Annotated in this window: 13 protein-coding genes; 10 read left to right on the top strand and 3 right to left on the bottom strand. The window is 71.0% G+C overall.

The features are described 5' to 3' along the window. Positions 1 to 24: 24 nt before the first annotated feature. Both eccD and ACWDYF_RS24815 read left to right on the top strand, forming a co-directional pair. Positions 25 to 1,503: a type VII secretion integral membrane protein EccD gene (gene eccD, locus ACWDYF_RS24810; RefSeq protein ID WP_389473349.1), complete on the top strand. Its 1,479-nt coding sequence runs from the start codon at positions 25 to 27 to the stop codon at positions 1,501 to 1,503. Positions 1,504 to 1,712: 209 nt separating this feature from the next. Next, positions 1,713 to 3,215 carry an outer membrane protein assembly factor BamB family protein gene (locus tag ACWDYF_RS24815; RefSeq protein ID WP_389473352.1) on the top strand — a complete coding sequence of 501 codons (1,503 nt, stop codon included), beginning with the start codon at positions 1,713 to 1,715 and terminating at the stop codon, positions 3,213 to 3,215. Positions 3,216 to 3,300: 85 nt separating this feature from the next. On the opposite strand, the gene ACWDYF_RS24820 is transcribed toward ACWDYF_RS24815, so the two are convergent. Next, positions 3,301 to 3,594 (bottom strand): DUF397 domain-containing protein, encoded by a 294-nt coding sequence (locus ACWDYF_RS24820; protein WP_018569363.1) that lies wholly within the window; start codon positions 3,592 to 3,594, stop codon positions 3,301 to 3,303. A 284-nt stretch (positions 3,595 to 3,878) separates the two neighbouring features. Here ACWDYF_RS24820 and rpsO point away from each other — a divergent pair, with 284 nt between their 5' ends. The 5 genes from rpsO to ACWDYF_RS24845 all read left to right on the top strand — a co-directional run bounded on the left by rpsO (position 3,879) and on the right by ACWDYF_RS24845 (position 9,418). Beyond that, complete coding sequence (gene rpsO, locus ACWDYF_RS24825) at positions 3,879 to 4,166, top strand: 30S ribosomal protein S15 (RefSeq protein WP_004982702.1); 288 nt, start codon at positions 3,879 to 3,881, stop codon at positions 4,164 to 4,166. Positions 4,167 to 4,541: 375 nt separating this feature from the next. After that, positions 4,542 to 6,761 (top strand): polyribonucleotide nucleotidyltransferase, encoded by a 2,220-nt coding sequence (locus tag ACWDYF_RS24830; RefSeq protein ID WP_018569361.1) that lies wholly within the window; start codon positions 4,542 to 4,544, stop codon positions 6,759 to 6,761. Next, the gene (locus ACWDYF_RS24835) at positions 6,758 to 8,137 is read left to right on the top strand and encodes a M16 family metallopeptidase (protein WP_381739360.1); all 1,380 of its coding nucleotides are present in this window, start codon (positions 6,758 to 6,760) and stop codon (positions 8,135 to 8,137) included. Before ACWDYF_RS24830 ends, ACWDYF_RS24835 begins: the two co-directional genes overlap by 4 nt. A gap of 61 nt (positions 8,138 to 8,198) precedes the next feature. Then, positions 8,199 to 8,951 carry a 4-hydroxy-tetrahydrodipicolinate reductase gene (dapB, locus tag ACWDYF_RS24840; RefSeq protein WP_381739362.1) on the top strand — a complete coding sequence of 251 codons (753 nt, stop codon included), beginning with the start codon at positions 8,199 to 8,201 and terminating at the stop codon, positions 8,949 to 8,951. 11 nt (positions 8,952 to 8,962) lie between these two features. Then, entirely contained in the window at positions 8,963 to 9,418 is a 456-nt protein-coding gene (locus ACWDYF_RS24845) for a tetratricopeptide repeat protein (protein ID WP_018569358.1), read from the top strand. A 37-nt stretch (positions 9,419 to 9,455) separates the two neighbouring features. Here the strand turns inward: ACWDYF_RS24845 and ACWDYF_RS24850 are convergent, their stop codons facing one another. Continuing rightward, positions 9,456 to 10,010 carry a hypothetical protein gene (locus ACWDYF_RS24850; protein ID WP_381739364.1) on the bottom strand — a complete coding sequence of 185 codons (555 nt, stop codon included), beginning with the start codon at positions 10,008 to 10,010 and terminating at the stop codon, positions 9,456 to 9,458. A gap of 164 nt (positions 10,011 to 10,174) precedes the next feature. Then, on the bottom strand, positions 10,175 to 10,408 hold the full coding sequence (locus ACWDYF_RS24855; RefSeq protein ID WP_064535573.1) for a hypothetical protein: 234 nt from the start codon (positions 10,406 to 10,408) through the stop codon (positions 10,175 to 10,177). A gap of 202 nt (positions 10,409 to 10,610) precedes the next feature. On the opposite strand from ACWDYF_RS24855, the gene thyX reads away from it, so the two are divergent. The 3 genes from thyX to ACWDYF_RS24870 all read left to right on the top strand — a co-directional run bounded on the left by thyX (position 10,611) and on the right by ACWDYF_RS24870 (position 14,371). Beyond that, positions 10,611 to 11,351: an FAD-dependent thymidylate synthase gene (gene thyX, locus ACWDYF_RS24860; RefSeq protein ID WP_381739366.1), complete on the top strand. Its 741-nt coding sequence runs from the start codon at positions 10,611 to 10,613 to the stop codon at positions 11,349 to 11,351. Between the two features lie 235 nt (positions 11,352 to 11,586). Continuing rightward, complete coding sequence (gene dapA / locus ACWDYF_RS24865) at positions 11,587 to 12,486, top strand: 4-hydroxy-tetrahydrodipicolinate synthase (RefSeq protein WP_018569354.1); 900 nt, start codon at positions 11,587 to 11,589, stop codon at positions 12,484 to 12,486. Between the two features lie 199 nt (positions 12,487 to 12,685). Beyond that, positions 12,686 to 14,371: a ribonuclease J gene (locus tag ACWDYF_RS24870; RefSeq protein ID WP_018569353.1), complete on the top strand. Its 1,686-nt coding sequence runs from the start codon at positions 12,686 to 12,688 to the stop codon at positions 14,369 to 14,371. The last annotated feature ends 238 nt before the right edge of the window (positions 14,372 to 14,609 follow it).

The raw sequence follows: 14,609 nt of genomic DNA on the forward strand, positions 1-14,609 counted from the left end.
TCCGCGAACAGGGGGTCAGTGAAGGTGAGTACGTCCGCGGCGACGGGATTCTGCCGAGTCACCGTCGTGGCACCCGACAGCCGGATCGACGTGGCCCTCCCGGAGGACATCGCCGTCGCCGACATCTACCCGGAGATCCTGCGCCTGACCGGCCAGACCCAGCCCGTGGGCGCCCCCACCGGATACCACCTGGTGCGCCGCGACGGCCGCGTCCTCGACGGCGCCCGCACCCTGGCGGACGAACGGGTCCTGGACGGCGAGGTGCTCGGGCTCAGGCCGTTCGCCGAGTCCCTGCCGCCCGCGGTCCACGACGACGTCTCGGACGCCGTCGCCTCCGCCGTCGTCCGCGACCGGCACCTGTGGAGCGACGACCTGCTGCGGGCCGCCGGACTGGCCGCCGGCGCACTGCTGTTGCTGCTGTGCGGCTTCGTCCTCTGGTACGCCGACCCCGTGCGCCACGACATGCACGGGCTGCCCGGCGTCGTCGCCGGCGCCCTCGGCGTGCTGCTGACCGCCTCCGCCGGCGTACGCGCCCGCGTGTACGCCGACCGGGCCGCCGCGGCCTGCCTGGGCCTCGGCGCCCTGCCGCTGCTGCTGATCGCGGGCTCCGGCATCGTCGGCCCCGCCGCCGGACAGGGCCCCGGCAAGCTCCAGTTCCTGCTGGGCTGCGCCACCGTCCTGGTCGCCGCCGTCGCCCTGGTCGCCCTCACCCCCGGCGGGGACGCGCCCTTCGTCGCCGCCGCCTGCGCGGCACTGGCCGGCACCCTGGCCACCTTCGCCGCCGTCCTCGCCGACGCCTCGGCCACCGCGACCGCCGCCGGCTGCGCCCCCGTCGCCGTCGGCCTGGTCGCCTTCCTGCCGGGGCTCTCCAGCCGCTTCGCCCGGCTGCCGATCGGCTACGCCTCGCCGCGTTCGGCCGCGCAGGACGACTTCGGACCCGACCCCGCGCCCGGCCCGGACGGCCCGGACACCGGCCCGCTCGACGCCGAGCGCATCGCGGCCCAGGCCCGGCGCGGCCACGAGATGCTGCTCGGGCTGGTCGGCGGCACCGCGGCGGTCGTGGTCGCCGCGGCCGCCGTCCTCGGCTTCTCCGACGACGTGTGGGCGCAGCTCCTGGCCCTGGCCACAGGGCTGGCCATGCTGCTGCGCGCACGGCTGTTCCGCTACACCTCCCAGGTGTCCTGCGTCCTGGTCGCGGGCCTGGCCGCCGTCGCCCTGCTGCTGCTCGGCCTCGCCCTGCACCCGCCCGCCGAGGCCCTGCGCGACTTCGCGCTGCACGGCGACCGCGGCGCCCTCGACCTGCGCACCCTCTGGCTCACCGCCGCCGTGGCCGCGGGAGCCGTCCTGGTCACCGCGATCGGCCTGATCGTCCCGCGCAGCGGACTCAGCCCCTTCTGGGGCCGCTCCATGGAGATCGCCGAGGGCTTCGTCCTGCTGACCCTGGTACCGCTGGCCCTCGCCGTGCTCGGTGTGTACACCGCCGTCCGCTCGATGACCGGCTGACCCGACAGCTCGACAGCTCGACAGCTCGACAGCTCGACAGCTCGACAGCTCGACAGCTCGACAGCTCGACCGCACGACCGCTCGATCGCACGGCGGTGCGGCACGCGCGTGTGTGTGCCGCACCCCAGACCCCTGCCCGGACCGCCTCGCGACGCCCGTCCGGCGTGCGACGGCCCCGGGTGACGACCCGTACGAAGGGATTTTCTCGCGTGAGCTTCGGCCCGCCCCCCTCTCCCTACACCCAGTCCGCGCTCGCCGCGGACCGCACCCGCAGACGCCGCCGCATACGCGTGCTGGGCGCGGTGGCCGTCGCGGTGGCCGCCGCCGTCGGTGTGGGCGGCTGGATCCTGTCGTCCGCGGGGGACGACAGGCCCGCGGCCGCTCCCCGCCCGTCGGCCGCCCCGCAGAGCCCCGACGACATCCGCGAACTGACGGAGAAGACCCCGGTCACCCCCGAGGGCAAGCTGCTGGTCGAGTACCGGGAAGGCGACCTGGCCAAGACCGTCAAGGGCGACCCGCGGTACGCGCCGGGCACCTGGGCCACCGAGAAGGTGCTCGCCAAGGGCGTGGGCAACCGGATCGAGGGCCTGACCACCGCCGCCACGGGCGACGAGAAGGCGTGGACCCTCAAGCTCGACGGCCCCCTGTGCGCCACCAGCAAGCACCTCACCGCCGACGGGCGCACGGCGGTCGTCGTCCAGCCCGTGCGGTCCGGCTCCTCCGAGAACTCGGGCGTCTGCGACCAGGTGGTGTTCTTCGACGTGAACACCGGCAAGAAGCTGTGGCAGGTGACGATGCCCTCGGCCAGCAGGGCCTTCGTCACCAACACCAACCTGACCATGACCAAGGGCGTGGTGGCCGTCGCCTGGGGCCAGGGCTCGGTCGCGTACGACATGAAGAGCGGCAAGCAGCTCTGGAACAGCACGACCGTCTCCGCCTGCGAGGACAGCGGCTTCGCCGGCGGGCGGGCGCTGCTCGTCCTGGAGAAGTGCGGCGGCGAGTCGTCCGAGCCGACCTACCGGGTCGAGAAGCTGGAGCCGCGCACCGGCAAGCCCCTGTGGACGTACAAGGTGGCCGGCGGGGTCGAGGACGTCTTCCTGCCCTCGTCCGACCCGGCGGTGCTCGCGGTCGCGGCCGGCGACACCTCGGTCACCGACCTGATCACCCTCGACGGCACCGGCAAGCGCCTGGCCACCCTCTCCATGACCGGCTACGACCCCAAGTGCGGCGAACGCGACTTCGGCGCGGGCTACTTCGGCAAGGTGGAGTACTGCGACGGCGTCGTCGTGGGGCGCGACCACCTGTACGTCGTCAGCAAGGAGACCACCGAACTGCGCCAGGCGGCCAACTGGATCGTGGCCTTCGACGTCCGCACCGGCAAGGCGGGCCGCAAGCTGGACGCGCGCCCCTCGCAGCCGATGGCCCCGCTCCAGATGAGCGGGGACGACCTGCTGGTCTTCCGGCGCAGCTACTCCACGATCGAACCGTCCTCGGTGATCCGCTGGAACCCGGCCACCGGCAAGGAGACGCCGTTCCTGTACTTCGGCCTCCCCGACGAGGACGGCGGCCTCGCCGACATCGAGCGGTCGGACATCCTCGTGGGGCAGGGCCGGGTCTACTTCGCCCAGCGCGAGCTGACCGCCGACGAGAAGCACCCGACGTACCCGGTGACGGCCGTCGTCGGCATCGGCAGCGCGGGCGCCCGGGACTGACGGACACGGCACGGGCGGCACGCGCGCGCGTGCCGCCCGTCAGCCGTTCACCGTCCGTCACCCGCACGGGGTGTGCGGCGGCGCCTCACTGCGCGTCGAGGCCGCCGTTGCGCTCGGTCGGCTCCAGGTCGAACTCGCCGTCCCGGGCACCCAGCACGAACGCCCGCCACTCCGCCTCCGTGTAGCGCAGCACGGTGCCGTGGTCGAGGGAGGACCGCATGGCCACGGCGCCGTCGGGAAGATAGGCGATCTCCACGCGCTCCTCGTGCTCCTCCGTGCCCGGTGCGCAGTGCCACTCCACGTCCGAGATGTCGAGCGCGTACAGTTCGTCGCGCTCGCGCTCCTTGCGTGCCTTGATCTCCGCTGCCGTCTCCGCCATCTCGCGGCGACCCCTTCCGACGTAGCCCTACGGTGCCAGCGACTCACCCTAGTGGCCGCGGCGCTCGTCGCGGGCCGCTCCGGAAACCCGGGGCGGAACGGCCCAGACCGCCTGGTACCCTGAGTGACGGCCGTTTGTGTACGCATCCCCGGCGCCGCCGCAGGCATTCCTGCACGGGCCCTGGAGACCGCGCCCAGCGGACCCCGCCTCCCGAGTAACGGAAGCTCCCCGGAGACACAGACCTGGGGCACTCGGTGGCCGCTCACAGACCATGAGGAGTACGCGTGTCGCTCGACGCCGCCACGAAGAAGCAGATCATCTCCGAGTTCGGTACCAAGGAGGGCGACACCGGCTCCCCCGAGGTCCAGGTCGCTCTGCTGTCCCGTCGGATCTCCGACCTGACCGAGCACCTCAAGACCCACAAGCACGACCACCACTCCCGTCGTGGCCTGCTGATCCTGGTCGGTCAGCGCCGCCGGCTGCTCCAGTACCTGGCGAAGAAGGACATCCAGCGCTTCCGTGCGCTGGTGGACCGCCTCGGCATCCGCCGCGGTGCGGCGGGCGCCAAGTAGGACGCCGTGAAGGGAGCGGTTCCCGGTGAGGATCGGGGACCGCTCCCTTTGCCGTACGTGCGGAAACGTGCGGAGTGTCACTCACGCTTTGTAGTGTGGTAGCACGACGCGGACGGTAGGACACGGACCGCGGCACCAGACGGTGCGTACCAGCACGAGACGGTACGTACCGGACGCACCAAGCAGTACGACATACGCAACGAGGAGGAGCGCATCCCGCCGCCGCCGGTCCTCGGTAGTGGCCCCCGGGCGTACGAGCCCCGGGAGCTTCGATCGAAGACCGGCCCGCACCAGACGGAGCGCTTCTCCGCCACCGTCCCCCCGCCACACGGGCGGGGCGGGACGAAAGACGACAAGTAAACGGAGAAAACGCTGGTGGAGAACGAGACCCACTACGCCGAAGCCGTCATCGACAACGGTTCCTTCGGCACCCGCACCATCCGCTTCGAGACGGGCCGCCTGGCCAAGCAGGCCGCCGGTTCCGCCGTGGCGTACCTGGACGACGACACCATGGTGCTGTCGGCCACCACCGCCTCGAAGAACCCCAAGGACCAGCTCGACTTCTTCCCCCTCACGGTGGACGTCGAGGAGCGGATGTACGCGGCCGGCAAGATCCCCGGCAGCTTCTTCCGCCGGGAGGGCCGCCCCTCCGAGGACGCGATCCTCACCTGCCGCCTGATCGACCGCCCGCTGCGCCCGTCCTTCCGCAAGGGCCTGCGCAACGAGATCCAGGTCGTCTGCACCGTCATGGCGCTCAACCCCGACCACCTGTACGACGTCGTGGCGATCAACGCCGCCTCCGCGTCCACGCAGCTGGCCGGTCTGCCCTTCTCCGGCCCGATCGGCGGCGTCCGCGTCGCGCTGATCAACGGCCAGTGGGTCGCCTTCCCGACCCACACCGAGCTGGAGGACGCCGTCTTCGACATGGTCGTCGCCGGCCGTGTCCTGGAGGACGGCGACGTCGCGATCATGATGGTCGAGGCCGAGGCCACCGAGAAGACCATCCAGCTGGTCAAGGGCGGCTCCGAGGCCCCCACCGAGGAGGTCGTCGCCGCCGGTCTGGACGCCGCGAAGCCCTTCATCAAGGTGCTGTGCAAGGCCCAGTCCGACCTCGCCGCCAAGGCCGCCAAGCCGACCGGCGAGTTCCCGATCTTCCTCGACTACCAGGACGACGTCCTGGAGGCGCTGACCGCCGCGGTCCGCCCCGAGCTGGCCCAGGCGCTCACCATCGCCGGCAAGCAGGAGCGCGAGGCCGAGCTGGACCGCGTCAAGGGCCTGGCCGCCGAGAAGCTGCTGCCCGAGTTCGAGGGCCGCGAGAAGGAGATCTCCGCCGCATACCGCTCGCTGACCAAGACCCTGGTCCGCGAGCGCGTCATCAAGGAGAAGAAGCGCATCGACGGCCGCGGCGTCACGGACATCCGTACGCTGGCCGCCGAGGTCGAGGCCATCCCGCGCGTGCACGGCTCCGCGCTGTTCGAGCGTGGCGAGACCCAGATCCTGGGCGTCACCACCCTCAACATGCTCCGCATGGAGCAGCAGCTGGACACCCTCTCCCCGGTGACCCGCAAGCGCTACATGCACAACTACAACTTCCCGCCGTACTCCACCGGTGAGACCGGCCGCGTGGGCTCGCCCAAGCGCCGCGAGATCGGCCACGGCGCCCTCGCCGAGCGCGCGCTCGTGCCGGTGCTGCCCACCCGCGAGGAGTTCCCCTACGCGATCCGCCAGGTGTCCGAGGCCCTCGGCTCCAACGGCTCGACGTCCATGGGCTCGGTCTGCGCCTCCACCATGTCCCTGCTGAACGCCGGTGTGCCCCTCAAGGCCCCGGTCGCCGGTATCGCCATGGGCCTGATCTCCCAGGAGATCGAGGGCGAGACGCACTACGTCACCCTCACCGACATCCTCGGTGCGGAGGACGCCTTCGGCGACATGGACTTCAAGGTCGCCGGCACCAAGGAGTTCGTCACCGCCCTCCAGCTCGACACCAAGCTGGACGGCATCCCGGCCTCCGTCCTGGCCGCCGCCCTCAAGCAGGCCCGTGACGCCCGCCTCCACATCCTCGACGTGATGATGGAAGCGATCGACACGCCGGACGAGATGTCCCCCAACGCGCCGCGGATCATCACCGTGAAGATCCCGGTCGACAAGATCGGTGAGGTCATCGGCCCCAAGGGCAAGATGATCAACCAGATCCAGGAGGACACCGGCGCCGAGATCACCATCGAGGACGACGGCACCATCTACATCGGTGCCGCCGACGGCCCGGCCGCCGAGGCCGCCCGCACCACGATCAACAGCATCGCCAACCCGACGATGCCCGAGGTCGGCGAGCGCTACCTGGGCACGGTCGTGAAGACGACCACCTTCGGCGCCTTCGTCTCGCTGATGCCCGGCAAGGACGGACTGCTGCACATCTCGCAGATCCGCAAGCTGGCCGGCGGCAAGCGCGTGGAGAACGTCGAGGACGTCCTCGGCGTGGGCCAGAAGGTCCAGGTCGAGATCGCCGAGATCGACTCCCGCGGCAAGCTCTCCCTGATCCCCGTGATCGAGGGCGAAGAGGCCGGCGAAGAGCAGAAGGACGACGCCGCCAAGTGACGTCCCGTGGCTTCAAGGCGACGGCCCGCACCTCCTCGGAGGCGCGGGCCGTCGCCCGTACCCAAACCCTGATCAAGGGCACCGCCGGTATCGGCACCGTCCGCAGGACCACCCTCCCCGGGGGCCTGCGCGTCGTCACCGAGACCCTGCCCTCCGTGCGCTCGGCCACCTTCGGCATCTGGGCGCACGTCGGCTCCCGCGACGAGACCCCCTCGCTGAACGGCGCCACCCACTACCTGGAGCACCTGCTCTTCAAGGGCACCGGCCGCCGCTCCGCCCTGGACATCTCCGCCGCCCTCGACGCCGTCGGCGGCGAGATGAACGCGTTCACGGCGAAGGAGTACACGTGCTACTACGCACGCGTGCTCGACACCGACCTGCCGCTCGCCATCGACGTGGTCTGCGACATGCTCACCGGTTCGCTGATCCGCGAGGAGGACGTCGACGTCGAACGCGGCGCCATCCTCGAAGAGATCGCCATGACCGAGGACGATCCCGGCGACTGTGTGCACGACCTGTTCGCGCACACCATGTTCGGCGACAACCCGCTGGGCCGCCCGGTCCTCGGCACCGTCGACACGGTCAACGCCCTCACCGCCGACCGCATCCGCCGCTTCTACCGCAAGCACTACGACCCGACCCACCTCGTGGTCGCCTGCGCCGGCAACGTCGACCACGCCAAGGTCGTACGCCAGGTCCGCGCCGCCTTCGAGAAGGCCGGTGCCCTGGGGAACACCGGGGCCGAGCCGATCGCCCCGCGCGACGGCCGCCGCGCGCTGCGCACCGCGGGCCGCGTCGAACTCCAGAACAGGAGGACGGAGCAGGCCCACGTGGTGCTCGGCATGCCGGGCCTGGCCCGCACCGACGAGCGCCGCTGGGCCCTCGGCGTCCTCAACACCGCCCTCGGCGGCGGCATGTCCTCCCGCCTCTTCCAGGAGGTCCGGGAGAAGCGCGGCCTGGCCTACAGCGTGTACTCCTACACCTCGGGCTTCGCCGACTGCGGCCTGTTCGGCGTCTACGCCGGCTGCCGGCCCAGCCAGGTGCACGACGTGCTGCGCATCTGCCGCGACGAACTCGACCACGTCGCCGAGCACGGCCTGTCCGACGACGAGATCGACCGCGCCATCGGCCAGCTCCGGGGCTCCACCGTCCTCGGCCTGGAAGACACCGGCGCGCTGATGAACCGCATCGGCAAGAGCGAGCTGTGCTGGGGCGAGCACCTCTCCGTCGACGACATGCTGGCCAGGATGGCCGCGGTCACCCCCGACGAGGTGCGCGAGGTCGCCCGCGACATCCTGGGACAGCGCCCGTCCCTGTCGGTCATCGGCCCGCTCAAGGACAAGCAGGCCGCCCGCCTGCACGACGCGGTCGCCTGACGCCCGGCCGCGCCACCCCCTCCGGTCACGCGTCACCCCCTTCGGTCAAAGGAAGCAAGAGATGAGCAAGCTGCGCGTGGCGGTCCTCGGTGCCGGGGGCCGGATCGGTTCCGAGGCCGTACGGGCCGTCGAGGCCGCCGAGGACATGGAGCTGGTCGCCGCCCTCGGCCGCGGCGACAAGCTGGAGACGCTCACCGAGAGCGGCGCCCAGGTGGCGGTCGAGCTGACCACCCCCGACTCGGTGATGGACAACCTCGACTTCTGCGTGGACCACGGCATCCACGCCGTCGTCGGCACCACCGGCTGGACCGACGACCGCCTCGCGCGGCTGCGGGAACGCCTCGACCGGTCCCCGCAGACCGGTGTGCTCATCGCCCCGAACTTCTCCATCGGGGCCGTCCTCACCATGAAGTTCGCCCAGATCGCGGCGCCCTACTTCGAGTCCGTCGAGGTCATCGAGCTGCACCACCCGGGCAAGGTGGACGCCCCCAGCGGCACGGCCACGCGCACCGCCCAGCTCATCGCCGCGGCCCGCGCCGAGGCCGGCACCGCCCCGGCGCCGGACGCCACGGCCACCGCCCTGGACGGCGCCCGCGGCGCGGACGTCGACGGTGTCCCCGTGCACGCCGTGCGGCTGCGCGGGCTCCTCGCCCACCAGGAGGTCCTGCTGGGCGGCGAGGGCGAGACGCTCACGGTCCGCCACGACTCGCTCCACCACAGCAGCTTCATGCCGGGCATCCTGCTCGGCGTGCGCCGTGTGGTGACCACTCCGGGCCTGACCTTCGGCCTGGAGCACTTCCTCGACCTGAACTGAGCCCTGGAACCATGCGCGCGAAGATCACCTATCTCGTCACGGCCGCCGTCCTGGTCTTCTACTTCGTCCTGGTCGGCAGCCGCGGCGTCCTGCTCATCGAGTCCGGCACGCTCGTGACGGTCACCTTCGGGATCGCCGTACTGATCCTGCCGGTGATCGGTCTGTGGTTCTTGTGGAAGAACACCGAGTTCGTCCGCCGGGCCAACCAGCTCGCCGCCGAACTCGACGCCGAGGGCGGCCTGCCCGTCGACCAGCTCAGGCGCACGCCCAGCGGACGGATCGACCGTGACTCGGCCGACGAGGTCTTCGCGCTGCGCAAGGCCGAGACGGAGGCGGCCCCCGACGACTGGCGCACCTGGTTCCGCCTGGCCGTCGCCTACCACGACGCCCGCGACACCCCCCGGGCCCGCAAGGCGATGCAGCGCGCCATCGCCCTGCACCGGGGCAAGCCCGTCCAGGCGGCCTGAGGCCGGGGCGAGGACCGGCCCGGCGACGCGTACCGGCTCAGCGCTGCCGGTACTCGTCCGCCCACGCCTCCAGCGTGTCCGCCGCCCGGTCGAACGCCGTCGCCCGGCTCAGGAAGTCGGCGTTGTGCGTGGTCAGCAGCGGCGGTGCGGACTCCTGCGGGCGTCCCCTGCGGACCAGCAGCAGGGCCTGGCCCTGCACCGTCCGCGGCAGCCCGAGCCAGCGCACCGGCTGCTGGGCGGTACGGACGCTGACGACCTGGGCCCACGGGATCGTACGGGTGACCAGGAAGCCGGTCCGGCGCAGCCCGCGCGCGCTCACCCACACGCCCATGCGCAGCAGCCGCAGCGCGGCGGCGATGACGAGGACACCCACGAGCAGGCAGACCGTGCCGCCGGTCAGCGCGCCGGTCAGCGCGATGACGACCGCCGACAGCATGACGAACGAGGCGATCAGCAGCACCAGCGCGGCCACCCCCACCCGCCAGGGGCCGGGGCGGTAGGGCCGCCGCCAGCGCTCGCGGTCGTCGAACGGCAGCGCGACATCGTCCGCTGCGTCGAAGGCGCGTTCGGCCGTCAGGAAGGGCAGGGGCACGGCGGGTCCTCACTCAATCCACGCTGGGGCTGTGCCCGGTGAGGCTATCCGGCCGTGTCGTCGCTCACCACCCGCGGGGGGCCAAGGGGGTGGCCGCGCACGGGAGGGGAAGGGAGAGGGAAGGGGGAGGAAAAGGGGGAAGGGGATCCGGGAGGCCGACGGCCTCAGCGGCCGTCGGAGGCCTGCTGGGTCTGCGTGGGGGAGTCCGTGGTCTTCAGCGCGGGCATCCCGAGCACCAGGGAGCCCACGAGCCCCGCGACGATGGTCAGGCCCAGCAGCCAGCGGCCGGCCAGCTGTGCGACGGACGCCCGCCGCCGGGGCGGGGGAGCGACATTGCTGCGGAACCGGTCGGCCTCTGCGACGAAGGCGAACGGGACGGGCTCGCGCCGACGGAACATCGGAGGTACGGCTCCCTTCGGAGGTCGGTCGGCCCCGTGCGAACTCGAACGGGTGTGTCTCACTCATACAGACGCATGAGTGACCGGAAAGGTGCCCTTTTCCGGAAAATTCATGGGGCGCGTGGGCGAACCGTTACCCCGTGAGACGGCCCCGTAAAGTGGGCGCCGCCCGACAGCCGTGCAAGGAAGGACCCCCCGCACCGTGACCGACACCCCCGCCGACGACCAGAAGCCCAGCTTCCGCAGCGATGTCACCGTCGAGCTGGTCAAGCACACCGCTTCGGACGCGGACGTGCTCTTCGCTGCCCGCGTCTCGACCATCGGCGAGCAGTCCCTCGACGAACTGGGCAAGGACCCCGAGCGCTCCCGGGGCCTGATCAACTACCTGATGCGGGACCGGCACGGCAGCCCCTTCGAGCACAACTCGATGACCTTCTTCGTCAGCGCCCCGATCTTCGTCTTCCGCGAGTTCATGCGGCACCGGGTCGGGTGGTCCTACAACGAGGAGTCCGGCCGCTACCGGACGCTCCAGCCGGTGTTCTACGTCCCCGACGAGTCCCGCAAGCTGGTCCAGCAGGGCCGGCCCGGCAAGTACGAGTTCGTCGAGGGCACCCAGGCCCAGCAGGAACTGGTCGGCCGGGTCATGGAGGACACCTACCGCGAGGCGTACGCGTCCTACCAGGAGATGCTGGCCGCCGGGGTCGCCCGCGAGGTCGCGCGGGCCGTCCTGCCGGTGGGGCTGTTCTCCTCCATGTACGCCACCTGCAACGCGCGCTCGCTGATGCACTTCCTGGGGCTGCGCACCCAGCACGAGCTGGCCAGGGTGCCGTCGTTCCCGCAGCGGGAGATCGAGATGGTCGGGGAGCGGATGGAGGCCGAGTGGGCGAAGCTCATGCCCCTCACGTACGCCGCGTTCAACGCCAACGGCCGGGTGGCCCCGTAGCCCGCACCGGCGGCGCGCGCCCCTGTCCTTCCCCGGGGCGCAGCCAGGCACAGATGTACGGATCAGCTGCGCGAAGTGTCCGTATTGCGGCATTTATGGAAGTTATCTAGCCTGATCGAACGGACCCGGCACTGCTTGAACCCCCGAGCAGGCAGTGCCGGGCTCCACTCTTGTCACGACTTGTCGCCCGCCCCGAGGGCAGACCCCGGCCTGAGCAGCGAGTAGCGTGTTACCCATGGCTCCGACCTCGACTCCGCAGACCCCCTTCGGGCGGGTCCTCACCGCCATGGTCACGCCCTTCACGGCGGACGGCGCACTCGACCTCGACGGCGCGCAGCGGCTCGCCGCCCACCTGGTGGACGCAGGCAACGACGGCCTGGTCGTCAACGGCACCACCGGCGAGTCCCCCACCACCAGCGATGCGGAGAAAACGGAGCTGGTACGCGCGGTCGTGGCCGCCGTCGGAGACCGCGCCCACGTCGTGGCCGGCGTCGGCACCAACGACACCCACCACAGCGTCGAGTTGGCCCGCGCCGCCGAGCAGGCGGGCGCGCACGGCCTGCTCACCGTCACGCCGTACTACAACAAGCCCCCGCAGGAGGGCCTGTACCGGCACTTCACGGCGATCGCCGACGCGACCGGCCTGCCCGTCATGCTCTACGACATCCCCGGCCGCAGCGGGGTCCCCATCAACACGGAGACCCTGGTCCGCCTCGCCGAGCACCCGAGGATCGTCGCCAACAAGGACGCCAAGGGCGACCTCGGCCGCGCGAGCTGGGCCATCGCCCGCTCCGGGCTCGCCTGGTACTCCGGCGACGACATGCTGAACCTGCCGCTGCTCTCCGTCGGCGCGGTCGGCTTCGTCTCGGTCGTCGGCCACCTGGTCACCCCCGAGCTGCGCACCCTCGTCGACGCGTACACCTCGGGCGACGTCCAGAAGGCCACCGAGATCCACCAGAAGCTGCTGCCGGTCTACACCGGCATGTTCCGCACCCAGGGCGTCATGACCACCAAGGCCGCGCTCGCCCTCCAGGGCCTGCCCGGCGGACCGCTGCGGCTGCCCATGGTCGAGCTGACGTCCGAAGAGACCGAACAGCTCAAGATCGATCTTGCCGCCGGCGGGGTACAGCTCTGACAACAGGACTTCGCGAGATCTCTCGCACCGCCCGGATCCACCCGGAAACCACATCCGGGAACCGGGCACCACAACTGAACACGCACGAGAAACCGCAGGCCACCGGTGCCTGCGCAGTCCACAACGACAACTGCTTCAGCACGAAGTCACGCGCGCCACGTGCCCACCGGTACGTGGCGCGTGTGGTGAGGAGGGTCTTTTGAGTCACCCGCATCCTGAACTCGCGCCGCCCCCGCCGCTCGCCGACGGTGGCCTCCGCGTCACCCCGCTCGGCGGTCTCGGTGAGATCGGCCGCAACATGACGGTCTTCGAGTACGGCGGACGCCTGCTGATCGTCGACTGCGGAGTGCTCTTCCCCGAGGAGGAGCAGCCCGGAATCGACCTGATCCTGCCGGACTTCACGTCCATCCGGGACCGCCTCGACGACATCGAGGGCATCGTCCTCACCCACGGCCACGAGGACCACATCGGCGGCGTCCCCTATCTCCTGCGGGAGAAGCCGGACATCCCCCTGATCGGCTCCAAGCTGACCCTCGCGCTCATCGAGGCCAAGCTTCAGGAACACCGCATCCGGCCGTACACACTGGAGGTCGCGGAGGGGAACCGGGAGCGCATCGGCCCCTTCGACTGCGAGTTCGTCGCGGTCAACCACTCCATCCCGGACGCGCTGGCCGTCGCCATCCGCACCCCGGCCGGCATGGTGGTCCACACCGGCGACTTCAAGATGGACCAGCTGCCGCTGGACAACCGCCTCACCGACCTGCACGCCTTCGCCCGGCTGAGCGAGGAGGGCATCGACCTCCTCCTCTCCGACTCGACGAACGCCGAGGTCCCCGGCTTCACGCCGCACGAGCGGGACATCTCCGGAGTGCTGCGCCAGGTCTTCGCGGGCGCCGGCAAGCGGATCATCGTGGCGAGCTTCGCCAGCCACGTCCACCGCATCCAGCAGATCCTGGACGCCGCCCACGAGTACGGCCGCCGGGTCGCCTTCGTCGGGCGCTCCATGGTCCGCAACATGGGCATCGCCCGGGACCTGGGCTATCTGAAGGTCCCGCCGGGCCTGGTCGTGGACGTCCGCACGCTGGACGACCTGCCCGACCACGAGGTGGTCCTCGTCTGCACCGGTTCCCAGGGCGAACCGATGGCGGCCCTGTCCCGCATGGCCAACCGGGACCACCAGATCCGGATCGTCGAGGGCGACACGGTGATCCTGGCGTCCTCCCTGATCCCCGGCAACGAGAACGCGGTCTACCGCGTCATCAACGGCCTGACCCGCTGGGGCGCCAACGTCGTCCACAAGGGCAACGCCAAGGTGCACGTCTCGGGGCACGCCTCGGCCGGTGAGCTGCTGTACTTCTACAACATCTGCCGCCCCCGGAACCTGATGCCGGTGCACGGCGAGTGGCGCCATCTGCGCGCCAACGCCGAACTGGGCGCGCTCACCGGTGTGCCGCACGACCGGATCGTCATTGCCGAGGACGGCGTGACCGTCGACCTCGTCGAGGGCAAGGCCAAGATCTCCGGCAAGGTCCAGGCCGGCTATGTGTACGTCGACGGCCTCTCGGTCGGCGACGTGGGCGAGCCCGCGCTGAAGGACCGCAAGATCCTCGGTGACGAGGGCATCATCTCGGTCTTCGTGGTGGTCGACTCCACCACCGGCAAGGTCACCGCGGGCCCGCACGTCCAGGCCCGCGGCTCGGGCATCGACGACTCCGCCTTCGGCGCGGTCATGCCCAAGATCACGCAGGCCCTGGAGAAGACCGCCCAGGAGGGCATCGCCGACTCCCACCAGATGCAGCAGCTCATCCGCCGCACGCTGGGCAAGTGGGTCTCCGACACCTACCGGCGCAGGCCGATGATCCTCCCGGTGGTCGTGGAGGTCTGAGCCCGAACAGGCAGCGGGGCGCCTCGATTTGCATCGGGGCGCCCCGCTCCAGTACGTTTACGGCTCCGCCCAGCCGGGAACCAGGACGCCTCAGGCGCTCCGCACATGGTTGCCGGAGGGGGCGGGAAATCCGACTCAGAATCTCTGATAAAGTCGGAACCGCCGGAAAGGGAAACGCGGAAGCGGGAACCTGGAAAGCACCGAGGAAATCGGATCGGAAAAAGATCTGATAGAGTCG

Source organism: Streptomyces sp. NPDC003284 (genome assembly GCF_053589675.1).